This window comes from Rhodococcus sp. H29-C3 (genome assembly GCF_030063405.1).
In the GTDB taxonomy this organism is placed as follows: Bacteria; Actinomycetota; Actinomycetes; order Mycobacteriales; family Mycobacteriaceae; genus Rhodococcoides.
Window position 1 is genome coordinate 444,669 of record NZ_JASITC010000002.1, and the last position, 22,645, is coordinate 467,313.

At 63.3% G+C, this 22,645-nt stretch carries 20 protein-coding genes and 1 pseudogene; 8 read left to right on the forward strand and 13 right to left on the reverse strand.

Annotated elements, in window-relative coordinates; all coding sequences use genetic code 11:
* Positions 1-134 precede the first annotated feature (134 nt).
* Positions 135-1,385, reverse strand: coding sequence for a reverse transcriptase family protein (locus QMK32_RS06195; RefSeq protein WP_283473720.1), 1,251 nt, complete (start codon positions 1,383-1,385; stop codon positions 135-137).
* Between the two features lie 632 nt (positions 1,386-2,017).
* Here QMK32_RS06195 and QMK32_RS06205 point away from each other — a divergent pair.
* Positions 2,018-2,086, forward strand: a pseudogene (locus QMK32_RS06205) (AzlC family ABC transporter permease); the annotation flags it as partial.
* Positions 2,087-2,388: 302 nt separating this feature from the next.
* The gene (locus QMK32_RS06210; RefSeq protein WP_283473722.1) at positions 2,389-4,521 is read left to right on the forward strand and encodes a heavy metal translocating P-type ATPase; all 2,133 of its coding nucleotides are present in this window, start codon (positions 2,389-2,391) and stop codon (positions 4,519-4,521) included.
* A 71-nt stretch (positions 4,522-4,592) separates the two neighbouring features.
* Here the strand turns inward: QMK32_RS06210 and QMK32_RS06215 are convergent, their stop codons facing one another.
* The 4 genes from QMK32_RS06215 to QMK32_RS06230 all read right to left on the reverse strand — a co-directional run bounded on the left by QMK32_RS06215 (position 4,593) and on the right by QMK32_RS06230 (position 6,856).
* Positions 4,593-5,234 (reverse strand): DUF305 domain-containing protein, encoded by a 642-nt coding sequence (locus QMK32_RS06215; RefSeq protein WP_283473723.1) that lies wholly within the window; start codon positions 5,232-5,234, stop codon positions 4,593-4,595.
* A gap of 85 nt (positions 5,235-5,319) precedes the next feature.
* Positions 5,320-5,733 carry a hypothetical protein gene (locus QMK32_RS06220; RefSeq protein ID WP_283473725.1) on the reverse strand — a complete coding sequence of 138 codons (414 nt, stop codon included), beginning with the start codon at positions 5,731-5,733 and terminating at the stop codon, positions 5,320-5,322.
* 59 nt (positions 5,734-5,792) lie between these two features.
* The gene (locus QMK32_RS06225) at positions 5,793-6,254 is read right to left on the reverse strand and encodes a MarR family winged helix-turn-helix transcriptional regulator (RefSeq protein WP_283473726.1); all 462 of its coding nucleotides are present in this window, start codon (positions 6,252-6,254) and stop codon (positions 5,793-5,795) included.
* Positions 6,251-6,856 carry a DJ-1/PfpI family protein gene (locus QMK32_RS06230; protein ID WP_283473727.1) on the reverse strand — a complete coding sequence of 202 codons (606 nt, stop codon included), beginning with the start codon at positions 6,854-6,856 and terminating at the stop codon, positions 6,251-6,253. Before QMK32_RS06230 ends, QMK32_RS06225 begins: the two co-directional genes overlap by 4 nt.
* Positions 6,857-7,025: 169 nt before the next feature.
* Between QMK32_RS06230 and QMK32_RS06235 the strand changes: the two genes are divergently transcribed.
* Entirely contained in the window at positions 7,026-8,042 is a 1,017-nt protein-coding gene (locus QMK32_RS06235; RefSeq protein WP_269301934.1) for a Rieske (2Fe-2S) protein, read from the forward strand.
* Positions 8,043-8,088: 46 nt separating this feature from the next.
* On the opposite strand, the gene QMK32_RS06240 is transcribed toward QMK32_RS06235, so the two are convergent.
* The 5 genes from QMK32_RS06240 to QMK32_RS06260 form a co-directional block, all read right to left on the reverse strand.
* Positions 8,089-9,600, reverse strand: a complete 1,512-nt coding sequence (locus QMK32_RS06240; protein ID WP_283473728.1) for an FAD-dependent oxidoreductase — start codon at positions 9,598-9,600, stop codon at positions 8,089-8,091.
* The gene (locus QMK32_RS06245) at positions 9,597-10,331 is read right to left on the reverse strand and encodes a class I SAM-dependent methyltransferase (RefSeq protein WP_283473990.1); all 735 of its coding nucleotides are present in this window, start codon (positions 10,329-10,331) and stop codon (positions 9,597-9,599) included. The genes QMK32_RS06240 and QMK32_RS06245 overlap by 4 nt, the downstream gene beginning before the upstream one ends.
* Positions 10,332-10,357: 26 nt before the next feature.
* Positions 10,358-10,591 (reverse strand): RNA-binding S4 domain-containing protein, encoded by a 234-nt coding sequence (locus tag QMK32_RS06250; protein WP_283473729.1) that lies wholly within the window; start codon positions 10,589-10,591, stop codon positions 10,358-10,360.
* 97 nt (positions 10,592-10,688) lie between these two features.
* Entirely contained in the window at positions 10,689-12,890 is a 2,202-nt protein-coding gene (locus QMK32_RS06255; RefSeq protein WP_283473992.1) for a heavy metal translocating P-type ATPase, read from the reverse strand.
* Positions 12,891-12,919: 29 nt separating this feature from the next.
* Entirely contained in the window at positions 12,920-13,072 is a 153-nt protein-coding gene (locus tag QMK32_RS06260; RefSeq protein WP_283473730.1) for a hypothetical protein, read from the reverse strand.
* Between the two features lie 199 nt (positions 13,073-13,271).
* Here QMK32_RS06260 and QMK32_RS06265 point away from each other — a divergent pair, with 199 nt between their 5' ends.
* Positions 13,272-14,966, forward strand: coding sequence for a cutinase family protein (locus QMK32_RS06265; RefSeq protein ID WP_283473731.1), 1,695 nt, complete (start codon positions 13,272-13,274; stop codon positions 14,964-14,966).
* A 66-nt stretch (positions 14,967-15,032) separates the two neighbouring features.
* On the opposite strand, the gene QMK32_RS06270 is transcribed toward QMK32_RS06265, so the two are convergent.
* The gene (locus tag QMK32_RS06270; RefSeq protein WP_084348213.1) at positions 15,033-15,299 is read right to left on the reverse strand and encodes a helix-turn-helix domain-containing protein; all 267 of its coding nucleotides are present in this window, start codon (positions 15,297-15,299) and stop codon (positions 15,033-15,035) included.
* 98 nt (positions 15,300-15,397) lie between these two features.
* Here QMK32_RS06270 and map point away from each other — a divergent pair, with 98 nt between their 5' ends.
* Positions 15,398-16,168: a type I methionyl aminopeptidase gene (gene map / locus QMK32_RS06275; protein ID WP_283473733.1), complete on the forward strand. Its 771-nt coding sequence runs from the start codon at positions 15,398-15,400 to the stop codon at positions 16,166-16,168.
* Between the two features lie 123 nt (positions 16,169-16,291).
* Here the strand turns inward: map and QMK32_RS06280 are convergent, their stop codons facing one another.
* Positions 16,292-16,861: a dihydrofolate reductase family protein gene (locus tag QMK32_RS06280; RefSeq protein ID WP_283473734.1), complete on the reverse strand. Its 570-nt coding sequence runs from the start codon at positions 16,859-16,861 to the stop codon at positions 16,292-16,294.
* A 77-nt stretch (positions 16,862-16,938) separates the two neighbouring features.
* On the opposite strand from QMK32_RS06280, the gene QMK32_RS06285 reads away from it, so the two are divergent.
* Positions 16,939-17,505 carry a TetR/AcrR family transcriptional regulator gene (locus tag QMK32_RS06285; RefSeq protein WP_283473736.1) on the forward strand — a complete coding sequence of 189 codons (567 nt, stop codon included), beginning with the start codon at positions 16,939-16,941 and terminating at the stop codon, positions 17,503-17,505.
* On the opposite strand, the gene amaB is transcribed toward QMK32_RS06285, so the two are convergent.
* Entirely contained in the window at positions 17,498-19,081 is a 1,584-nt protein-coding gene (gene amaB / locus QMK32_RS06290; RefSeq protein WP_283473738.1) for an L-piperidine-6-carboxylate dehydrogenase, read from the reverse strand. The two genes, QMK32_RS06285 and amaB, sit on opposite strands and share 8 nt — an antisense overlap.
* Before the next feature lie 117 nt (positions 19,082-19,198).
* On the opposite strand from amaB, the gene lat reads away from it, so the two are divergent.
* Both lat and QMK32_RS06300 read left to right on the forward strand, forming a co-directional pair.
* Entirely contained in the window at positions 19,199-20,542 is a 1,344-nt protein-coding gene (gene lat / locus QMK32_RS06295; RefSeq protein WP_283473739.1) for an L-lysine 6-transaminase, read from the forward strand.
* Positions 20,543-20,733: 191 nt separating this feature from the next.
* Positions 20,734-22,641: an anthranilate synthase family protein gene (locus QMK32_RS06300; RefSeq protein ID WP_283473740.1), complete on the forward strand. Its 1,908-nt coding sequence runs from the start codon at positions 20,734-20,736 to the stop codon at positions 22,639-22,641.
* Positions 22,642-22,645: the final 4 nt, after the last annotated feature.

Genomic DNA, 22,645 nt, shown 5'->3' on the forward strand with positions numbered 1-22,645 from the left:
CGAGTCTTACGCCGTGCTCGACAGCAGCGGTTTCGTCCAGTTTCCCGATCTCGTACAACCCGAGGGTGTTGTCGATCCCGCAGTCGCTGAGTGGGTACGAGGGTTCCAATGGCGGCCCGACGCGCCACAACTCATCACCAATCCACCCGCGCTGCCATCGCGAGCAATCTCTCTCGACGCGTACTGCTCGTTTCACCGATGCGCGCGATGCGCCCGTACACGTGGGCGCGGAAATCTGTACTCCCGTTCAGGTTTTGGACATCAGCACCCGTCGTGATGCAGTTGTGGAGCAGCGCGCGCAGGGCGTCGTATTCGGCTCTGGGTACTGCGGGCCAGTCGTTGACCACCAGGCCGGTCAGTTGTTGTCGCTGGTGTGCCCGCCGCACCCGCGTCTTGTCCGGGTGCAGGGCGAAACCCTCGTCATGTGCGACCTGACCGACCACCCACTGCAGGGTGTCCACGTCTGGGCTACCGGAGAATGCCAGGTCGTCGGCATAACGGGTATATCGCAGCCCCATGGATCGCGCGAGACCGGTCAACCGGATATCCAATTGCCGTGCTGCAAGATTGGCCAGTGCCGGTGATGTCGGCGCGCCCTGCGGCAGATGAGTGGATCGCAATCGAGAGGCTGTCGGCCGGTCGATTCCGACCAATTCGGCCGCGGGCGTCACCGTCGTACACACGCCTGCAAGATTCGACGCGACAGTCGGGGGATAGCCCACAGCTTCGAATATCGCTACGACACGGTCGAATCCGATGGATGGGAAGAAGTTCTTCAGGTCGACTGATACGACAACTTCGCGGCCTGCGTGTGGAATTGCGAAGGTCCGCGCACTGCGGGCTCGCCGAAATCCATGTGCGGCAGGGTGCGCGGGCACTCGATCGAGAATCCGCCGTAGGACCTTTCGCTGAATCTCGCGCAACCGCGGCTTCGGCACTTCCAGGAGCCGCCAGCCGACCCGCTTGTCGATTCGGGCAGACCGATAGTGCTGCATCGGAAACGGCGCTCTCGTCAATCTTCCCTGAAGATCAGCGAACCAGTCCATTTCGTTGATCGTGAGATCGAGAGACTGTGCAAGCTGACCCGTTGTCTCGTAGCGAGGCACCTCGAAACGCCACGGCTTGACGTTGCCTCCCGGCGGCGGCGTATGCGAGGACACCGAGGGCTCCGGGATGAACGGCAGGTCGCGCAGAAGGCGGAAGATCGACGACTCGTCGAACGGCGGCATCGGAAAAAGATTGATCACGCGGTCCGCCAACCACGACGCTCTGGCCGGAACGAGCGCCGCGAATGCATCCTCGAGCCCGCTACGCGTCCACTGCACATCCGCAGCCAGAGCCGCCAACGCCGCAGCCGATCGCGGCGTCAGTTCTCGGTCGGCCATGCATCTCCTGGAATGAAACACAGCGGCGCGGGGCGACCGAAATCTTTCGTCCTCGGAGCAGGCAAGCACGCGGAGCGTGCCGAGCTGCTTCGGACGCAGTGACCGATTCTCATTTCTTTCCCAGGGGTTACCCCTGAGCTTGGTCGCACGGACCAACTCTCGCCCACGCGCCGCTGCATGCCTCCCACTGTGCCAAAAATGTCCGACTTCTGCGCGGTGTTCCATCCTTGGAGTTCTGTGTATCGAGCGAAAGTGCCGAGAGGGCCTACCTCTGGCGCTGCGCTAGAGGTGTTCGGACACCAGTACCGCCACGGTGTTCGGCTCCAATGCTTCGAAGGTGTGCGGCTGATCCCCGGGTACGAAATGTAGTCACCGAGATGTAGCTCGACGGGGTCTCGGTAGGTCCAACCAGTGCGCGACCCACCGACATGACGACATGTTCGACTACGCCTGGCGAGTGGGGATCTGCCTGCCGTGCGTCACCGACTTGGGCGTTGATGATGTAGAGGTCCCGACGCGCATGCGGTGGGCAGGAGGCGAGCAGCCGTTCGATATGGCGAACACCCGCGCCGCGAGACATCGCCCTCGTATGCCTAGCCGACGGCCTCGTCGGTGCATCCCAGTTCATTCTCGTGGGAGTTCTTGCTGCAGGAGGAAATCCAGTCGCCGCAGTCGCCAGCGCGATGCTCGTAAACACCAGACTCGTCCCACTCGGCTTCTCGGTCGGCGACGCATTGGCCGGCTCGAGCTGGCCCAGAAAGGGAACATCGGCGTGCTCGGTGGTGCGGTCATCGCCGTCGCCGCTGCCACCGTGCTCCCCCCGGGAATTCCGGTCCTCCTCGCACTCGTCGGCGTTGCCTGATCGGAGCGACGGGCACGCAACCAATACTTCTGTGGGCGAAGAACCCCTTCCCGAAACCGGCGACAAGGCGTACTATTCGTACTGGCCTTATACCCCCCAGGGGTATCAACCACGAACTCGATCAGTGGGAGTACATGCACGATGAACAACCACATGAACCCCGACACTGCACATCCACCTCGGCCGGATTCGGCGCATTCCGGCCAAGATGACATGGCAGGGCACGACATGTCCGGACACGCAGGGCACGCCGGACACGGCGATCACGCCGGCCAGTTCCGTCGCCTGTTCCTCATCATGGTGTTCTTCGCCGTCCCAGTCGTGTTCGCCTCGAACATGTTCGCGATGATCGTCGGTTATCCGCTACCCGACGCAGCGTGGATCGCCTGGATCTCACCGGTACTGGGCACCGTCATGTACTTCTGGGGAGGGTCACCGTTCCTGACCGGCGCGGTCAGCGAGATACGTTCGCGTACACCAGGAATGATGCTCCTCATCGCACTGGCGATCACGGTCGCATTTCTCGCATCGATGGGTTCGAGCATCGGCGTACTCGACCACCAGCTCGACTTCTGGTGGGAACTGGCACTGTTGATCGTGATCATGCTGCTCGGGCACTGGGTCGAGATGCGGTCACTTGCGCAGACCACCTCTGCATTGGATTCACTGGCAGCGCTTCTCCCCGACACCGCCGAACGCGTCGAGGACGGCGGTGTCGTCTCGGTGACGCCGGATGACTTACGGGTCGGCGACGTCGTCGTCGTCCGTCCAGGCGGGCGGGTGCCTGCCGATGGCACCATAGTCTCCGGGACCGCGAGCATGGACGAATCGATGGTCACCGGCGAATCGCGCACTGTCCGCCGCAGCGACGGTGACCACGTCGTCGCCGGGACCGTGGCCACCGATTCCGGCGTCCGCATCCAGGTCACTGCCATCGGCGAGGACACCGCCCTCGCAGGAATCGGACGTCTGGTCGCCGACGCGCAGAATTCGTCGTCGCGGGCTCAGCGCATTGCCGATACCGCGTCGGGTTGGTTGTTCTGGTTCGCGCTGGGAGCGGCGGCCATCACCGCGGGAGTGTGGACACTGTTCGGGCTGCCCGACGACGCCGTCATCCGCACGATCACCGTGCTGGTCATCGCCTGTCCACATGCCCTCGGGTTGGCGATCCCCCTGGTGGTGTCCATCGCCACCGAACGAGCCGCCCGCAGCGGTGTCCTGATCAAGGATCGGTTGGCGCTGGAAACCATGCGGACAGTGAATACCGTGGTATTCGACAAAACAGGAACGCTGACCAAAGGTGAGCCCACCGTCATCGCGATCGAGGTGACCGGGGGCCACACCGCCGACGAAGTCCTGGCGTCGGCCGCCGCCGCCGAAACCGATTCCGAGCATCCACTCGCCCGCGCCATCGTCGAAGCCGCGCGTCACCGTGGCCTGACAGTACCGACCGCTACCGACTTTCGGTCGTCCCCGGCAGTCGGGGTGTCCGCCGACATCGACGGAACTCGTATCCACGTCGGTGGCCCCGGCCTGCTCGAACAGGAGCACGCCCGCGAACTCGCTGTCGCCGAACGCTGGGGTGACGACGGTGCGATCATCCTGCATGTCCTCGCCGAAAGCGAGGTCATCGGAGCATTGAAGCTCGCCGACGAGATCCGACTGGAATCACGCTCCGCGATCGAGGAGCTTCATAGCCGCAACATCGAGGTCGTCATGATCACCGGTGACGCCGATGCCGTCGCGAAGTCCGTCGCCACCGAACTCGGTATCGACCGCTATTTCGCCGGAGTAAAACCAGAAGACAAGTCCCATCACGTCGCCGACTTGCAACGAGAAGGACGCACAGTGGCGATGGTCGGCGACGGCGTCAACGACGCTCCGGCGCTTGCGCAGGCCGACGTCGGGATCGCGATCGGCGCGGGCACCGACGTCGCCATCGCGTCGGCGGGAGTGATCCTGGCCAGCGACGACCCCCGATCGGTGCTCTCGGTGATCGAGCTTTCGCGTGCCTCCTATCGGAAGATGAAGCAAAACCTGTGGTGGGCAGCGGGATACAATCTCATCTCCGTGCCGCTCGCGGCAGGAGTACTGGCACCGATCGGGTTCGTGCTGCCGATGTCGGTCGGGGCGATCTTGATGTCGTTGTCGACGGTCATCGTCGCGGCCAATGCGCAGTTGTTGCGTCGACTCGATCTCACACCTGAAAGCATCGCCGACGACGAGCATCCGAATGATGTGGCCGAAGAGCATCGACCAGCACTGAAGAGCTGAGTTCGAGGCAGACAGTGGAACGACCGAAGGCCGCACCCCCACGAGGGGTGCGGCCTTCGGTGTGTAACAGGTCAGCCCAGGAGCTGGCGCATCGTGTCGATCTCCTCCTGCTGGGAAGTGACGATCATCCGCGACATCGCCTGAGCCTCAGGATTGGAACCCTGTTCGATTTCGACATTCGCCATGTCGATAGCACCGGTGTGGTGGGCAATCATCATCGTCAACCACTGGCGGTCGAACTCGGGTCCCGAGGACGCCATCAATGACTCCATCTCCTGATCGGTCATCATGCCGCTGCCCGAGCCATGATTCATACCGCCCATACCGCCCATCTCCCCCAAGTCAGCGGAAGGGGCAGGCTGGCCCCACTCGGAGAGCCACGCGGTCATCTGGTCCATCTCCGGCTGCTGCGCGGCTTCGATCGCCGACGCCAATGCCAGGACATCCGGGTTCTCGGTCCGCCCGGTTGCCATCTCGGACATCTCGACAGCCTGTGCGTGATGCGGGTACATCATCTGCGCGAACATCACGTCGGCATTGTTGAACTGCGCCGACGCATCCGACGAGGACGAAGTGGACTGCGACGAGTTCATCGACTGCCCATCCATCATCTGCCCGTTCATCGGAGTGTTTGAAGAGTCGTCGCTGCAGCCGGTGAGGAAAATAACGCCTGCCGAGGCAGCCGCGAGTGCAGCAAGTACTGGAGTACGCATGTGAATTCCTTACGAGAGTGATCTTTTACGGAGTTCGGATACAAAAAGCGATCCGCCGAGATGCAGGAGCATTTCGGGCTCCCCGTCACACTCGCAAGGTCACCGATTTGTCCAACTCCGAGAGAACCCACGGCGGTGCACGTTCCAGCGCGGAGGCGGTGCGGCCGCCGAAGATATCCACCGCTCGTGGTGAAAAGTCGAAGTCGATGCTGGTGATCGGCACTGTCAGAGCAGGCCACGACGTCGTCGTGCCCGCGCACGGATGCATCATCGAATGTGCAGACGGGCAGTCGTGCTCCCCGAACGCGACAGGCCCCGAAGCGTCGAGTCGATACTCCGACGCCATCGCAGAACCACCGCCGCCCATCGGTGACATGGACGACATGGACGACATGGACGCCACCGAGTGCATGAGCAACATCCCGAAGATGGTGAATGCAATCAACAACCCGGTAGCCGAGGCTGTACCTCGTCGACTACCGCGGATAACTGAGTGCATGCAACCGACGGTACCAGCCATACCCCCGGGGGGTAAAAGCGTCATTGTCGCTGGGCGGGCTACTCGATCTCGCCTCGATAGCGCCGCGAAGCCGCGATGATCTTCGTTATTCCGTCCAGGACTCGAAGTATCTCCTCTTCCCCCACTGCCTGCCCGACGGCGTCGGCCCACGCATGTTGATCGTCGCGTAGCGCCGTCAGGGTGGTCCGCCCTGCTGGTGTGGGCCGAAGCAATTTGGCGCGTCGATGCTTGGGGTTCGCGAGGTACTCAGCCCATCCCTTGCCCACCAGGATGTCCGCCGTGCGCTGCACGCTCTGCCGCGCAAGACCGAGGCCGACGCGTCGAGCGATCTCGGCTACTGCCAACGGCTCCTCCAGCGTGGCACCGAGTACTTGCCACCACGCAGGAGTCAGGCCCGCTGGTTCGGCTATCTGCCGCGCTGCCGCGAGAAATTCACCATTGAGTTCGAATGCAGGAAGTACGACGGAGGTCAGCGCATCACCGGCTGGTGAACGGTTCATCCGGCGACCAACTGGTCGTAGAACTTGCGCTCCCCGGTGGAGTACAGCCCGTACCAGGCCTCGATGATCGGCTGCGGGAAGAGTTCGAGTACCTCGAACATTGCTTTCGTGAACTGCAATGCAGCCGTGCCGGGTGCGGTCACCAGGGAGCGATCGGACACCACCCGTGCATCGCGATAGTGCTCACTGCCGGTGTATTCGGCTGCACCGGAGATGAATTCGAGTGCATTGCTGGTGTGTGGGCGAGCATTCAGCAGTCCGGTGCGCGCAAGCCCGAGCGTGGCACCGCAGATGGCACCGACGGGTACTGCGCGATCGATCGCCGTCCGAGCGAGCTCGAGCACCGCGGAGTGCCCCTCACCCCAAGTGTCGCCGCCGGGGAGGACTAGCGCCGCGAGCGATCCGACGTCGAGATCGGTGACGTCACCGTCGGGAAGAACACGAATGCCACCGGCGGTGGTGACCTTGCCGCCGCCGTCGGAGACAACCTTCAGCTCGTACCGAGAGTTGCCTTGTTGCCGCGCCATGGCGATGCCTGCCACGAGGTATCCGTATTCCCAGTCCGCCATCGTGTCGAGTGCGTAGAGAGCAATGGTCTTCATCGGAACCTCCATAGTTGACAGGATGCTGTCACTGTAGCAATCGACAGAATCCTGTCAAGATGCGCGGGCAGGTACGCGTTCGGTCCGAATGCGTTGGAGAAGTGTCGCTCCGTCGCAATGTGGGCACAATAGAGTCGATATACGAAACCAGCACGGAAAGCGGGTACCCATGGCAGCCCTCGATGCCCTACGCGGCCGGTGGCCGAAAAGCTTGCCCCTGCAGCCATTGCCTGCAGAGGCGTGGGCCAAACAGGAACCGACGTGGAAGGGTGCGAATCCGCAGGTCATCGAGTCCGCGCTCAAACGCGCGAAGATGCGGCCGTCGGGAAACTGGTTCGTCTTCGCCGCGAGCCGCGACATCCCGAAGGACAAGCCGTTCGGACGGCATATCGGTGGCACCGAACTGGTGGCCTGGCGCGACGAGAAGCAAGGAATCCACATCGCCCCTGGAGTGTGCCCACACCTCGGCGCGCCGCTGGACAAGGCCAAGATCGAATGCGACACCCTCATCTGCCTGTGGCACGGCATGCCGCTCGGCCCCAAAGGACGCCCCGGGTGGAAGCCGCTACCCGCCTTCGACGACGGCATTCTCGTCTGGGTCCGGATGGACGAACTCGGTGGTGAAGAGCCCACCGAAGTGCCGATCGTCCCGATCCGACCACCCGCCGCAAACTCGGTCGATGCGGTCGTGACGGTGACCGGCATCTGCGAACCGGACGATATCGTCGCCAATCGCCTCGATCCGTGGCACGGAGCCTGGTTCCATCCGTACTCGTTCGCACGACTGAAGGTGGTCGACGCACCCACCGACGTCGATGTCCCCGAAAAGGACGATCGGTTCCTGGTCGACGTGACATTCCGCGTCAGCCGAGGAGTCGGCGTACCGGTCCGTGTCGAATTCGTCTGCCCAGGTCCACGCACCATCGTGATGCGCATTCTCGAAGGCGAGGGCATCGGAAGCGTCGTCGAGACGCATGCGACGCCACTGGGTCCCGGGCCGGACGGCAAGCCACGGACAGCCGTCATCGAGGTCACCGTCGCCAGCTCCGAGCGTCCGGGATTCAAGATGGCCCGCAAGGTCGCACCGCTGCTTCGTCCCGCCATGGGATGGACTGCTGAGCGACTGTGGAAAGACGACCTCGACTACGCCGAGCGAAGGTACGAATTGCGTTCACGCGGCATGTGAAAAACCAACCTGTCGATCCCCCCGATACGCGGGGGGATCGACGCGGTCAGCGCTTGGTGAGCCGAGCCAGCTTGTCGAACACTCGAAAGCGTCCGCGTGTCGGGACCGTATAGATCGGGTGCCCGGCGATGCCCCAGCCCGAGAGCAGAGTGTTCGCCGCATGCAACCCCGTTGTCGCGGCACGTTCCATCAGAGCGACCGGCAGATCGATCCTGATGCCGTCCCCTGCTAGCACGACGCCCGGTTCCGGGGTGCGCACGGTGGGCCGATTGGCGAACTGACCGAGGCCGAACAACGGGCAATCATTGCGCCATTCGGTGCGCTCGGATACCACTGTGGCCGAAGCGGTTTCAGGGTAAATCTCATGCATCCGCGCCATCAACTGCGCGCGCGTGTCCTCTTCGGAGTCGACGGCGGCATACGCGTGCAGTTCGACAACCGATCCGCCGGTGCGAGCGGCCCACTCCGCCGCCTCGTCCTCGAACCGCTCGAGCACGCTGATGTTGTCGATCGGCGGCATTCCGCCGGTTCCGATGAAGGCCGGGCGATCGGCATTCACCGGCTTGTCGAGCCACACTCGATGCACCAGAAACGGCGGCGTATTTTCCAGTGCCTCAATGCGTTTACGCCACTCCGACGTCCCCAGATCCGGCGAGTTCTCCACCACGTTCTGCAAGCCGGCGATATCGGTGGCAAGCACCACGGCGTCGACCTCACCCACTCCGACTACGTCGTATGCGCGTTCGCGGCCCCGGGCAATCCCCTCACACGCGGTGCCCACCCTGATATCGACGCCCAAGCCTAGTAAGTACTCTCCCAACGGATTCCACAGCGCCTGCGGATACGGTCCCCGAGGCACGTCGAAGATCAGCCCCTCCGACGAGCCGAGGAAATAGATGTGGAACATCATGGCCAGCTCGGCCGCGGACATGTCCTCGGGATCGGCGAAGAAGCTCCGCGAGAAAACCCCGAACGCCAAGTGTCGCGCGGCCTCGGGGAAGTTGATGTTGCGCAGAAACTCCGCCGCCGGGGTCGTGTCGAGCTGCTCGAACGTCTCCGGGACACTGACATTCATCAGCGGTAGCGCCGCTACACCCTTGAGCGAGAACAACTCTCGCATTCGGAAAGTAGGACTCCGAGCGACGAACGCGAACGCATTCAACGGCGGCGTCTGCGGCAGACCCTTGAAGCCGTCGATTCGGCCATCGCCGTCGATCAGCGGATAGTCCTCGACCGGACGTAGCCGTCGCAGGCCCGGATCACTGCGCTCCATCAGGTTTCGAAGGTTGTAGTACTGCCGGAAGAACGCATGGAAACCGCGGCTCATCGTCACAGGAGTGCCGTCGTCGAGCGTGGTATCCCACCCGCCGACGCGACCGCCCAGGTAGTTCTCACGTTCGAGCACGGTCACCTCGACACCGCGCTCCGCCAATGCCGTTGCCGCACTGAGGCCGGCGATCCCGCCACCGACAACGACGACGCGCGGCACACGAGTCAGCGAACCGGCATCCGGAAACCCGGCAGGAGCGGGATGTTCGACGCGTCGACTATCGGTCACAGTGTCTCCATCGGGCGGGCCCCGAGAAAGGTGTGTACGACACCGTTCTGCCAGCCCGTCATAGTCTCGGTAGCCAAGGAAGTGAAACCTGCACGCTGCATACGCCTGGCGAACTCTCCAGCACCGTCGAACGTCACCACACTGCGCCACAGATGCTGGTACAAGGTCGTGTTACGGGTGGCCAAGTAACCGAGCGGAATGATGACCGCCCAACACACGAACGTCCACAGCACCTGTGCACGAATGGAATCCTTGACCGAATACTCATGAAAAGCGATGCTCCCACCGGGCTCGAGCAACGACATCAGAGACTTCAACTCCGTATCAGGATCGTCGACGTTCCTGATCAGGTACGCAGCGAGAATGCCGTCGAACGGGCCATCGACCCCGTTGACATTGAGATCCTCGACGCGACTGTGCACGAACGTCACATTCGACGGCCACGACTTCGAGCGCGCCACCTCGAGCATCTCCGCCGACGCATCGGCAGCAACGATCTGCGCGTGCGGAGCCGCCTTCAACAATGCCGCCGTCGACGCACCCGTGCCGCAACCGATATCGAGCAAACGAAGCCCATCACCGAGCCCAGGAAGGCGTAGCCGCTCCGCTGATTTCGCCAAATGATCGTGATAACCGGGGTTCGCACCGACCAACCGGTCGTACGCCCGTGCCCCGACGTCGAAAGCCCCAGGCACCTCATCTCGCGGCAAACCCATACCCGTCACCCGCATGCCACCCCATTCGCGCCCGCCAACCTTCACAGCGCCGACTCACTCACGACGCGAGCCGACGGGCCACCGTCGATCGAGACGACATCGCCCGAATGAAGTTGGCGACCACGTCGCAGATCCACCTCACCATTGACGCTGACCTGCCCATCGGCGATGAAAGTCTTCGCCTCCGCCCCCGACTCGATGAGGTTCGCCAACTTGAGAAACTGCCCGAGCCTGATGGACTCGTCACGGATCGGAACATCTTGGGAGTCAGCCATGACTCCATCTTGGACTACACCAAGCAGATGGTCACTCCGCAGGCTCCGCTCCCGACCTCTCTGGTCACTCCGCAGGCTCCGCTCCCGACCTCTCTGGTCACTCCGCAGGCTCCGCTCCCGCCGCCTGGAAGCGCCGCAAACGCAGACTGTTGGTCACCACGAACACCGAGGAGAACGCCATCGCCGCGCCCGCGAGCATCGGATTGAGCAGACCCGCCGCCGCAAGTGGGATAGCCGCGACGTTGTACGCGAACGCCCAGAACAAGTTGCCCTTGATGGTCGCGAGCGTCTTACGGGAGAGCCGAATGGCGTCGCCGACGGCGCGAAGATCCCCGCGAACGAGGGTCAAGTCGCTAGCCTCGATCGCGACATCGGTGCCGGTCCCCATCGACAATCCGAGATCGGCCGTGGCCAATGCTGCCGCATCGTTGACGCCGTCGCCAACCATCGCGACGACCCTGCCCTCGGCCTGCAGTCGCGCGATGACATCGACCTTGCCCTGCGGGAGCACGCCGGCGAATACCTCGGTGATGCCGACTTCGGCGGCGATCTTCCGCGCAGCTGCCTCGTTGTCACCGGTCAGCATGACCGGAGTCAGACCGAGTTCACGCAATTCGGCGATGGCCTGCTTCGACGTCGGCTTGAGTGCATCGGCGACGACGAGAATTCCCCGTGCACGCCCGTCCCAACCGAGCGCGACGGCAGTTCGGCCGTCGGCCTCCGCGTCGTGCAGCGCGCGCTCGAGTTCCGGCGGGAGCGGGAGTGACTTCTCGGCCAACAGGGCTGCCCGCCCTAACACGACCGTCCGGCCGTCGACAGTTCCGGTGACCCCCAGGCCTGCAACGTTCGCGAAATCGACCACCACGGGCAGTGAGTCCTCTTGCCTGGCTGCCGCGGTGATGGCCGCTGCGATGGGGTGTTCGGAGCCGGACTCGATGGCGCCCGCCACCGTCAAAATCTCGTCGCGGTCTTCACCGTCGGCGCCATGGACCGCGAGCAGCGTCATCTCACCGGTGGTGACAGTGCCGGTCTTGTCGAGGACGACGGTGTCGATCCGACGCGTCGACTCGAGCATCTCGGGGCCCTTGATCAGGATGCCGAGCTGGGCGGCTCGACCGGTGCCGACCATCAATGCCGTCGGAGTCGCGAGTCCGAGCGCACACGGGCAGGCAATGATCAGAACAGCAACCGACGCGGTAAATGCCGCGGCGACGGAACCACCGGTTCCGAGCCAGAAGCCCAGTGTCGCAACGGCGATAGCGATGACGATGGGAACGAAGATCCCGGAGATGCGGTCGGCCAGGCGCTGCACCTGAGCCTTGCCGGTCTGTGCTTCCTCGACGAGGGTGGCCATCTGCGCGAGCTGCGTATCCGCGCCGACCCGCGTGGCTTTCACCACGAGCCTGCCACCGACGTTGACGGTCGCGCCGACCACCTCGTCGCCGGTGGAAACTTCGACGGGCACGGACTCACCGGTCAGCATCGACTTGTCGACGGCGGAGGCGCCGGATTCGACGATGCCGTCCGTCGCGATCTTCTCCCCCGGCTTGACGACGAACCGATCTCCGACGGCCAGTTCTGCGACCGGTACCTGCTTTTCGACGCCGTCCTTCAGGACTGTGACGTCCTTGGCACCGAGGTCCAGCAATGCCCGAAGCGCGGACCCAGCTCGCCGTTTGGCGCGCGCCTCGAAGTAGCGGCCGGCAAGAATGAACGTGGTCACGCCAGCAGCAGCTTCGAGGTAGATGTTGGACATGCCGTCCATGCGGGCGATGGTCAGTTCGAACGGATGCTTCATTCCCGTCACCCCGGCGGTTCCCAAGAACAGCGCGTACAACGACCATCCCAGCGCCGCGAGCGTGCCCATCGACACGAGCGTGTCCATCGTGGACGTGCCGTGACGCAAGTTCTTCGCGGCTGCGACATGGAAAGGCCACGCGCCCCAGACGACGACGGGTGCCGCGAGAGTCAGTGACAGCCACTGCCAATTGTCGAACTGCAACGCAGGCACCATCGCCATGGCGATGACGGGCACGGACAATACGAGGGAGATCAGCAGGCGCTGCTTCAACGGGTCCGAGGCGTCTGTTTCGGCAGTAGCTTCGCCGGCAGCCGGATCTTCGGTGCGGGGCAGGGTGGCGGTGTACCCCGCCTGCTCCACGGCCTTGATCAGATCGGCAGTCAAGACGCCGTCACTGACGACTTTCGCCTTCTCGGTGGCGTAGTTGACCGTGGCTGTCACGCCGTCGAGTTTGTTCAGCTTGCGCTCGATGCGATTGGCGCACGACGCGCACGTCATGCCGCCGAGGATCAGTTCGGTGTTGGTAGTCACGACTCGTTCACCTGTACATGCTCATGGCTGGCGGGAACCTGTTCTCCGACTGGTCCCACCAACGATCCGACGAAGTAGGCGGCGAAGAACACCACTGTAATTCCGAGCACGAACATCGAGAGTTTGGCCAGCATGTCGATCTCCTTCATTCATCAAGTTCTACCATACCCCCTGGGGGTATAAAACGGCCGGGCTGAAATCGGGGTGTAACGCGATGGGAGCCCCGTGCGAAATCCAGGTAGCCCGCCACGCAGACCGGCGCGGGTCGAAGTTCATGGTGAACCTGCGCGATCAACTGCAGGTTCACATCGGTTCGGGGTCGAGTCGACCAACTGATGGGGATATCTGATGCCTTTACGCCGTTCGGCCCGCGGGCCCGCACATCGCCGACGTCTCGCCACGAGTGCAGTTGCGTTCCTCTCACTGGGCGCACTGGCCGTCGGTGGCGTCGCACTGACCGATTTCGGTGGATTCACCTCCTCTGACGCAGAAGTCGAACTCGCCTCGACGGCAACCTGCTACGACATGGTCAGCATCGCCGTCGGCGGACGTGGTGACAGCCCGAAGAACGGTGTCACCAAGATGCTGACGACACCCGATGGAACGGCGCTCCCCGCAGCACTGGCAGGCGATTTCGAGAGCGACTGGATCGACCAGATGGTCGGCGCGCCCAACGGCCAGGTCAAGGAAGGCTCGTACGCAGCCGTCTACGTCGAGTACCCCGCCAACATGGCGTCCTACGACGAAGCCGTCAACACCGGCGTGGAGAACTCACAGAAGGTCATGCGCGCCATCGCCGCATCCTGCCCGAATACCCGCTTCGCCATCGTCGGCTACAGCGAAGGCGCCGACGTCACGCGTCGAGCAGCCATGGAAATCGGCAATCAGACTCCTGACGGCAACGGCAACTACGGAATCGTCGACCCGTCCAAGGTCGTCGGTGTCGTCATCCTCGCCGACGCCGGACGCACCGCAGGTGAAGGTGCATTCCCCGGATCCGCGTCCGGAACAGGTCCCGACGGATTCGACACGGTCTACCAGAACGGTTCCGGTCCTGCAGGCGCCGGCGCACTGCCAGGCACGTCCGGCAGCTTCGGCGCGCTCGAGGGCAAGGTGGCGTCATTCTGCTCCGAGGGCGACCTGACCTGCGCAATGCCGGAGAACACCTCGCTACTGCACCTCGCCGCCAACGTGGGACGTCAGCTCGACGTCGACACCCTCCAGCGTGACGGCGCGCTCACCCCCGCCACCGGTGCAGACATGGCCATGGTGCTCGGCCGCATCGCCGTCGCAGCGTTCAGTGACATCGCGAGTCAGGACAACTGGCTGGCCGGTGACGAGACGTTCCTCGAGGTGCTGATCAAGGTGTCCGACCCGGGCTACAAGCCGGGTGTCGTGACCAAGCCGGCCGCAAAGGTCGACGAAGCTGGTGAACCACTTCCAGCCTCGGAAGCCGTCAACCTCGCCTACCTGCCGTCGAAGATCGCCAAGGAGATCATCGGCTTCATCGGCTCGAACACGAACACCGTCCAGGTAGTGATGAACGATCCCTACGGGCAGACACTCGGACCGGGATCGGGACACCACTTCGACTACTGGCGCGACGCTGACCCGGCCAAGGGCAAGCCGCTGACTTCCGCTCAGTACGCCGCGGCCTGGTTGACCCAGCTGGCCAAGGACGCGGAGGCAGGCAAGCCGATCAAGACCGACGCCGCGCAGGAAAACGCTCGACTCGCCGTCCTGGCAGATCCGACCACAGCTACGACCACCTCGGCTGCTCCGACGACGACCTCGGTCGTCACGGCACCCCCCGCGGCACCGGCTGAGCTGGCTCCGATCGCACCTGCAGTTGTGGCTCCGCCCGTCGACCCAGCGCTACCGGTCGATCCGGCTCAGCCCGTCGACCCAGCGTTGCCCGTCGATCCGGCTCAGCCTGCAGACGGCACGCAGACAGTGGAAGGCACTCAGCCTGCCGAGGGGACGGTCACTACTAGCACTGTCGCCCCGACGACAGTGGCGCCCACCACGACGCCGGCTCCGTAAGTTCTTTCCCTCTCAGCGCCTATCCGAGATCGTTCGGGTGGGTGCTGAGTCGTCTATCCAGTGTGTCTACCCCGTGTTCTGGAGGTTTGCCTCGGGAAGGCAGATACGGGCTAGGAGCTCGAGCGGGACGTCCAAGACAGCTGCAAGTGCAGCGACCGTCGTGAAGGCTGGGGTGGCCAGACGGCCGGTCTCGATCTTGCGCAAGGTCTCGGGTGAGATCGACGCGGCGAGCGCCACTTCGGCAGGCTTGCGGTCGCCTCGCGCTTGTCGGAGGTAAGCGCCGAGACGTTTACCGGCATCGAGCTGCTGCGGCGTCAAAGGGGATCGCACCATACGAGCAGGCTACGCCATCCCGGTATGAAAATACCTAACCGTCGTTTACTGTGGTATTTCTATACCGATCTATCGGCGACGAAGTGGAGAGCAAACGCGTGCTGGAACTCAAAACACACCAGGAAATCGAAGCAATGCGCACCACCGGCGCCTTCATCGCCCAGCTACTCGACGAACTGCAGGCGCGCGCCCTGGTAGGAGCCAATCTTCTCGATCTCGAACAACACGCGCGAAAGATGATCACCGAACGTGGCGCGGTGTCCTGCTATTGGGACTACGCGCCCTCGTTCGGCCGGGGTCCGTTCCGCAATGTCATCTGCCTGTCCGTCAACGACGCAGTGCTCCACGGTCTTCCGCACGACTACACACTGCTCGACGGGGATCTGTTGACCATGGACATCGCGGTCTCGATCGACGGCTGGGTGGCAGACTCGGCGCGCAGCCTGATCGTCGGCACGCCCCGAGCCGAAGACCAGCGATTGATCGAGGCCACCGAGAACGCCCTCGTCGCCGGTATCGACGCCGCACGTTCCGGCCGACGCCTGGGCGATATCTCCGCAGCGATCGGGGCCGTCGCGGCCGACTACGGCTATCCGGTCAACACCGAGTTCGGCGGGCACGGGCTCGGTCGAACCATGCACGAGGACCCACACATCCCCAACCAGGGGCGCGCAGGCCGCGGCCTGGTGCTTCGGCCCGGACTGACCCTCGCCCTCGAGCCGTGGTTCGCTCACGGAACCGACAAGATCGCCTACGACCCCGACGGCTGGACCATCCGATCCGCCGACGGCTCACGGACCGCCCACAGCGAACACACGATCGCGATCACCGACGGTGATCCACTGGTTCTGACCCGCCGCGCGGGGTGATGGGGGCGGCGTTCGTCTGCGGCGAGCGCACACCCTTTGTGCAAACCGAGCACCGGTATTCTTGTCCGAACTCGGGTGCACGGTTACCAAAAAGGGTGCGCGGTCCAGAGAACCAGGCATCGATCACCGCAGGGTGTACTCGTTGACCACGACCCCCGATTCGTAGGGCGTACTGGCGACCAAGTTTGCTCGCATGGGCGCATACTCGCGCGCGGCGAAGATTCGTTTTCCCGAACCCAACAGGATCGGGTTGATCTTGATGATCAGCCGGTCGATCTCGTCGACCAATTCCGATGCGAGGATGCCACCGCCTGCAAGCCAAATTCCACTGCCGTTCTCCTGCTTAAGCTTTCGAATGAGCTCGACAGGGCTTTCAGTTGGAATTGTCACTGCAGGTTCGACGTCGGTGTGGTTCCGGGAGAACACGTATTGCTTCAGATGACCGTATGGGCCACCAGTCGGGTGTGGACCGCCAGCGGCATAGGTGTTCCATCCCATCAAGACTGTGTCGAAACGGGTCAGGTCCGGCGTCAAGCCGGTTGCTTCGAGTGCGAGGGTAGGAAGAGTGTCCGTGTACTCCCGCAGGATCATGTCGATGTGATCACCCTGCATCGGGAAGGCGTCGAACGTGTCGTCCGGGGCAGCGATGTATCCGTCGAGGCTGACCGCGACGTAGTAGACGAGTTCACGCAAAGGAGGCTCCAATCACGACAGCTGTAGTGGTCACTTTAAGACTACGACAGCCGTCGTGGTTGCGCTAGGCTTTTTCCATGGCCCGCAATCTGCAGAGACGCTCCGAGCTCGCCGACGCCGGTCTCCGCATCCTCGCGCGCGAAGGCGCACGCGGACTCACGCATCGGGCGATCGACGTCGAGGCCTCGGTGCCCAAGGGAACGACGTCGAACTACTTCAAGTCCCGCCACGACGTCTTCGCAGGCCTGATCGATCGGATCGGCGAAAGACTCGCACCCGATCCCGTCGTCCACGGGCCACTGGCAGAACAGGTCCCGAGCCCTGCACTGTTCGCCGACTACATTCGCGACATCGTCGCACGGCTTATCGGCAATCCAGATGTGACGCTGGCCCTGTTCGAGTTACGGCTCGAGGCATCGCGACGTCCCGAGATCGGCGAGATACTCGGCGACTGGCAACGCTCGAACTTCGCCGCAGACGTCGAATTCAATATTGCCGCAGGCCTACCCGGCGGTGCAAAAGAAGTTGCACTGTTCCATTACGCGATCGACGGCCTCCTGCTCGACCGCCTCACCTACCCGATAGACCCCGAGACGTCGACGGACGAGATCGTCGACGCTCTCGTCGACGGCCTGCTCAGGTAAATTTCACTCCCTGAGCCAACGGCAGATCATTGGAGTAGTTCACGGTGTTGGTTGCCCGGCGCATGTACGCCTTCCAGGCATCCGATCCGGATTCGCGGCCGCCACCGGTTTCCTTCTCGCCTCCGAATGCTCCGCCGATTTCGGCACCGGACGGCCCGATGTTGACGTTGGCGATACCGCAGTCCGAGCCTGCTGCGGACAGGAACATCTCCGCCTCACGTAGGTCGGTGGTGAAGATCGAAGACGAAAGCCCTTGTGGCACATCGTTGTGCAGGGCAATAGCCTCGTCGAGCGTGTCGTAGGTGAGCACGTAGAGGATCGGCGCGAACGTCTCGTGCTGGACGATGTCCGTCTGTGTGGGCATCGTGATGACGGTCGGCTCGACGTAGTACGCGTACTCACCGAATATCTCGACGCGGTTGCCGCCGGCACGCACGATGCCGCCGTCGGACACTGCCACGTCGAGCGCCTTCTGGAAACCGGCGAACGCGGGTGCATCGATCAGCGGTCCGACCAGAGTGCCTGGGTCCAGGGGCGATCCGATCGACAAGGTGGCGTACGCCCGCGCGATCCTTTCCACGAGTTCCTCGGCTATGGACGTGTGCACGATAGCGCGTCGCAACGACGTACACCGTTGTCCTGCAGTGCCTGCCGCGGAGAACACGATACCGCGGGTGGTCAGGTCGAGATCTGCTGACGCTGTCACGATCGCCGCGTTGTTGCCGCCGAGCTCGAGCAGTGTCCGTCCGAATCGCTCTGCCACGCGAGGTGCGACGGCCCGTCCCATCCGCGTCGATCCCGTCGCCGACACGAGCGCCACCCGCGAGTCGTCGACGAGGGCTTCACCGGCAACCCGATCGCCGATGACAAGCTGCGCAACCTTCGGATCCACGCCTGCTTTCTCGGCGGCACGCTCGAACAATGCCTGCACCCCGAGGGCGGTCAGTGGCGTCTTCTCCGAGGGCTTCCACACCACCGTGTCACCGGCAACCAACGCCAGCACGGCATTCCACGACCACACCGCTACCGGGAAGTTGAACGCAGTGATGACGGCGACGACGCCGAGGGGGTGCCACTGCTCCATCATTCGGTGGCCGGGTCGTTCGGTAGCAATCGTCTTTCCATAGAGCTGACGCGACAATCCGACGCCGAAGTCGCAGATGTCGATCATTTCCTGCACCTCGCCGAGGCCCTCGGAGACGATCTTGCCGGCCTCGATCGACACGAGCGCACCGAGATCGTCTTTGTATTCACGTAGCAGTTGACCGAGTTCACGGATGAGGCCACCGCGGACGGGCGCCGGCACGCTCGACCACTGGGCATAGGCCGTCCTGGCGTCGGCGATGACCGCGTCGACGTCGGAGACCGTGGCCGAACCGAGGGATGCCAAATTGCCACCGGTGATCGGTGAGCGCGCCACGATCGGCATTGTCGAGATGGTCGCCGTGGTCGCCGTGGTCGAGATGGTCGCCGTGGTCGCCGTGGTCGAGGCATCGAGATCGACACGAACGCCGAGCCGCCCGAGAATGGCGCGGGTCTCGACACTCAACGCATCGTGGGTGACGGGTGAGGGCATGGTGCGCACCTTTCGAAGCCGGAGAGTGTCACTTCAATCTAGTCGAAGGCCCGAAGACAGGAAAATATACTGCTGACCGGGCTTACTAACGGAATATTAACGCGTATCTTGAGCAATATGACGCAGGTATTGCAGCGCGCGGCAGCGGCCACATCGACTGTCGACGCCCACGAGGTTCATGCCATCATCGGTCGCCACATGCTCGCCGACGGATTCGAGATGGTTCTCGATCTCGACAAGAGCCAGGGATCGACGCTCGTCGATGCCAGGGACGGCACGTCGTACCTGGATCTGTTCACGTTCTTCGCCTCTTCTGCGCTCGGGATGAACCATCCCGGTCTGGTGTCGGACGCGGCGTTCCGCGCCGACTTGCTGCAGGCGGCGATGAACAAGCCGAGCAACTCCGATGTCTACACCGTGGCCATGGCGCGGTTCGTCGATACCTTCGCCCGAGTGCTGGGAGACCCGCGTCTGCCGCACCTGTTCTTCGTCGAAGGTGGTGCGCTCGCCGTCGAGAACGCACTCAAGGTCGCGTTCGACTGGAAGAGTCGATGGAACGCCAAGCACGGCATCGACCCAGCACGGGGTACCCAGGTACTGCATTTCGAGCATGCGTTCCACGGCCGCACGGGGTACACGATGTCGCTGACCAACACCGACCCCAACAAGGTCGCCCGGTTTCCGAAATTCGATTGGCCACGCATCCCGTCCCCGTACATCCGCAGCGGTGTGAACATGGACGCGCTCGAAGCCGACGCGCTTACCGCAGCCAGGATCGCCTTCGAGGCGAATCCTCACGACATCGCTTGCGCGATAATCGAACCCATTCAAGGCGAAGGCGGCGACAACCATTTCCGCCCGCAATTCCTGGTGCAACTACAAGATCTGTGCCACGAGTACGACGCATTGTTCGTTCTCGACGAGGTACAGACGGGCGCCGGAATGACCGGCACCGCATGGGCTTTCCAGCAGCTCGACGTCGTCCCCGACGTGCTCGCGTTCGGCAAGAAGGTCCAGGTCTGCGGCGTCATGGCGGGCGGGCGCGTCGACGATCTCGACGATCACGTGTTCGCGGTCTCCTCACGAATCAACTCCACGTGGGGTGGCAACCTCACCGACATGGTGCGTTCTCGCCGGATACTCGAGATCGTCGAGTCCGAAGGGCTCATCGAGCGGGCAGCCGACCTGGGGTTTCACCTGAGGAGCCGCCTCGACGACATGGCAACGCGGCACGAGATGGTCACCGAGGTTCGCGGCCGCGGGTTGATGTGCGCTTTCACGATGCCCGACGCCGGGAGCCGCGACCGCTTGATCGAGGACCTCCGCACCGAGGAGCACGTTCTCGCACTCGGATGCGGCCATAGTGCGATCCGCTTCCGGCCTGCGTTGACGATCAGCGAAGCAGACTTGGGCCGTGCCGTCGACGCGATCGAGCGCGTACTGATGCGGATGGCGAGCTAGCTCGGGGCGCGAGAGTGTGTACAGTCACTCGACATGTACGCACCTCTACTCGTTGCAGGATCATGGTGGTGGCGCTCTTAGGCGCCCACACCTTTGCGTACTTCAACCGTGGCCGCCTTTCGAGGTGGCCATTTTTTGTTGTCTCGGCCCCTCGGCGGGCAGCCTTTTGCGAATCCGAAAGGCTGATCGACGTGCACGAAGCTCCGACCTCGAAAGTTTTGAAGAAGGCTCTCACCGGTTCCGCGCCATTCGCGATACTGAGCCGCGAACACGGTATCGACGTTCTGATCGGCGATGTCACCGATGCGCCGTCCCTCGCCGACATTCCATTGAATCCGCATGCCGACGGCCCCGACGTGTTGGCACTGGTCCCATTTCGGCAGGTCACCGAACGCGGTTTCGTATGCCACGACGACGAATCCCCGCTGCAGTGTCTGCAGATCCGCGAGCATGCCCTGCTGAGTATCGACGCTGTGCTCGGCGCACTTCCGAGCGCCGAACTGAACCTTCTCGACGGCCGTTTCGAGCCCGAAGACGACGCGTATGCTGCGGTCGTGGAGCGGGTGCTCACCGAAGAAATCGGCCGGGGTGCGGGTGCGAACTTCGTCATTCGTAGAGACTTTCGGGCCCAGTTGGACGATCCGATCGCCAGTGGACTCGAGATCTTCCGAAGACTTTTGGTCGGTGAATCGGGTTCGTACTGGACATTTTTCGTACACACACCGCAGATAACGCTCGTGGGTGCGACCCCGGAACGGCACGTCGGATTCGATGGCACGACGGCGATCATGAATCCGATCAGCGGTACCTACCGGCACCCGGTCGAAGGCCCATCGGGCGCAGGTGTTCTCGACTTTCTCGGGGATGCGAAGGAGAATGACGAGCTGTTCATGGTCGTCGACGAGGAACTGAAGATGATGAGCCGCATCTGCGAAAACGGTGGCCGCGTCATCGGTCCGCGCCTCAAACAGATGGGTCATCTGACGCACACCGAGTACATCCTGGTGGGAGACAGTGCGCTGGATCCACGCGAGATCCTGCGGGAGACGATGTTCGCACCCACTGTCACCGGTTCGCCGATCGAGAACGCCGCACGTGTCATCGAGCGTTACGAGAACACCGGTCGCGGTTACTATTCCGGCGTGCTGGCACTGTTCGGGGGCACCGACGGGGTGAGCACACTCGACGCGCCGATCCTTATCCGCACGTGCGAGATCTCGCCTGCCGGTGAGCTGAAGATATCGGCAGGCGCCACCCTCGTGCGCAACTCGATACCCGAACACGAAGTGGCCGAGACACGTTCGAAGCTCGGTGGCGTACTTGCCGCCCTCGGTGTCGAACCAGCACGTCCACGCGGAACGGACGCGGTCCGTCTCGACACCTACCCGGGCGTCGCCGACGCGTTGGCGTTGCGTAACGACAAGCTGGCGTCGTTCTGGCTCGACCAGCAGCCGCTCGTCGTGCTGCCCGAACTGCTGGGCCGTACCGCGGTCGTCGTCGATTTCGAGGATCAGTGGACGGCGATGATCGCCCATCAGCTCCGCCACCTCGGCATGGACGTGTCGGTTCTTCGATGGGAAGAGTACTCCGGCACCGACGCCGACCTGCTGGTGTGCGGACCGGGGCCCGGGGATCCGAACGATCTTCTCGACAACCGGATTCGTGCTGTCGAACGGGCAGTCCGCGCTCGACTCGACGCCGGCGCACCGCTACTCGCGATCTGCCTGAGCCACCAGGTTCTCGCGCGGATTCTCGGCCTGGGCGTCGTCGCGCTTCCTCATCCGCAGCAGGGGGTTCAGCGGGCGATCGAGCTTTTCGGAGAGCGTCGGACACTCGGATTCTACAACGCGTTTCTGGCGCAGCCGGGAGAGATTTCAGGGGTGGAGTCCTCGGTCGATTCTCAGGGCGTCAACGCGCTACGCGGCGCCGGATTCGCGTCCGTTCAGTTCCATCCGGAGTCCATATTGTCGACCGACGGGATCGACGTTCTCCAGTGCATGGTTCAGCGGTTGTTGGAGCCGGTCGGCGTGGTATCGGCAAGAGCGCCTTTCGGACATAGGTCTTCAGAAGTCGTCCAAGCGTCTACCAAAACAAGGTAATCAT

Excerpts from the sequence above, each read along its gene's own strand:
- amaB (WP_283473738.1), bottom strand. The coding sequence starts at position 19,081 with ATGCCCTCACCCGTCACCCACGATGCGTTGAGTGTCGAGACCCGCGCC.
- QMK32_RS06220 (WP_283473725.1), bottom strand. The coding sequence starts at position 5,733 with ATGCACTCAGTTATCCGCGGTAGTCGACGAGGTACAGCCTCGGCTACC.
- QMK32_RS06235 (WP_269301934.1), top strand. The coding sequence starts at position 7,026 with ATGGCAGCCCTCGATGCCCTACGCGGCCGGTGGCCGAAAAGCTTGCCC.
- QMK32_RS06195 (WP_283473720.1), bottom strand. The coding sequence starts at position 1,385 with ATGGCCGACCGAGAACTGACGCCGCGATCGGCTGCGGCGTTGGCGGCT.
- QMK32_RS06215 (WP_283473723.1), bottom strand. The coding sequence starts at position 5,234 with ATGCGTACTCCAGTACTTGCTGCACTCGCGGCTGCCTCGGCAGGCGTT.
- QMK32_RS06230 (WP_283473727.1), bottom strand. The coding sequence starts at position 6,856 with ATGAAGACCATTGCTCTCTACGCACTCGACACGATGGCGGACTGGGAA.
- QMK32_RS06245 (WP_283473990.1), bottom strand. The coding sequence starts at position 10,331 with ATGCGGGTGACGGGTATGGGTTTGCCGCGAGATGAGGTGCCTGGGGCT.
- QMK32_RS06225 (WP_283473726.1), bottom strand. The coding sequence starts at position 6,254 with ATGAACCGTTCACCAGCCGGTGATGCGCTGACCTCCGTCGTACTTCCT.
- QMK32_RS06250 (WP_283473729.1), bottom strand. The coding sequence starts at position 10,591 with ATGGCTGACTCCCAAGATGTTCCGATCCGTGACGAGTCCATCAGGCTC.
- QMK32_RS06285 (WP_283473736.1), top strand. The coding sequence starts at position 16,939 with ATGGCCCGCAATCTGCAGAGACGCTCCGAGCTCGCCGACGCCGGTCTC.
- QMK32_RS06260 (WP_283473730.1), bottom strand. The coding sequence starts at position 13,072 with ATGAAGGAGATCGACATGCTGGCCAAACTCTCGATGTTCGTGCTCGGA.
- lat (WP_283473739.1), top strand. The coding sequence starts at position 19,199 with ATGACGCAGGTATTGCAGCGCGCGGCAGCGGCCACATCGACTGTCGAC.
- QMK32_RS06270 (WP_084348213.1), bottom strand. The coding sequence starts at position 15,299 with ATGGTGCGATCCCCTTTGACGCCGCAGCAGCTCGATGCCGGTAAACGT.
- QMK32_RS06255 (WP_283473992.1), bottom strand. The coding sequence starts at position 12,890 with ATGACGTGCGCGTCGTGCGCCAATCGCATCGAGCGCAAGCTGAACAAA.
- QMK32_RS06265 (WP_283473731.1), top strand. The coding sequence starts at position 13,272 with ATGCCTTTACGCCGTTCGGCCCGCGGGCCCGCACATCGCCGACGTCTC.
- QMK32_RS06210 (WP_283473722.1), top strand. The coding sequence starts at position 2,389 with ATGAACAACCACATGAACCCCGACACTGCACATCCACCTCGGCCGGAT.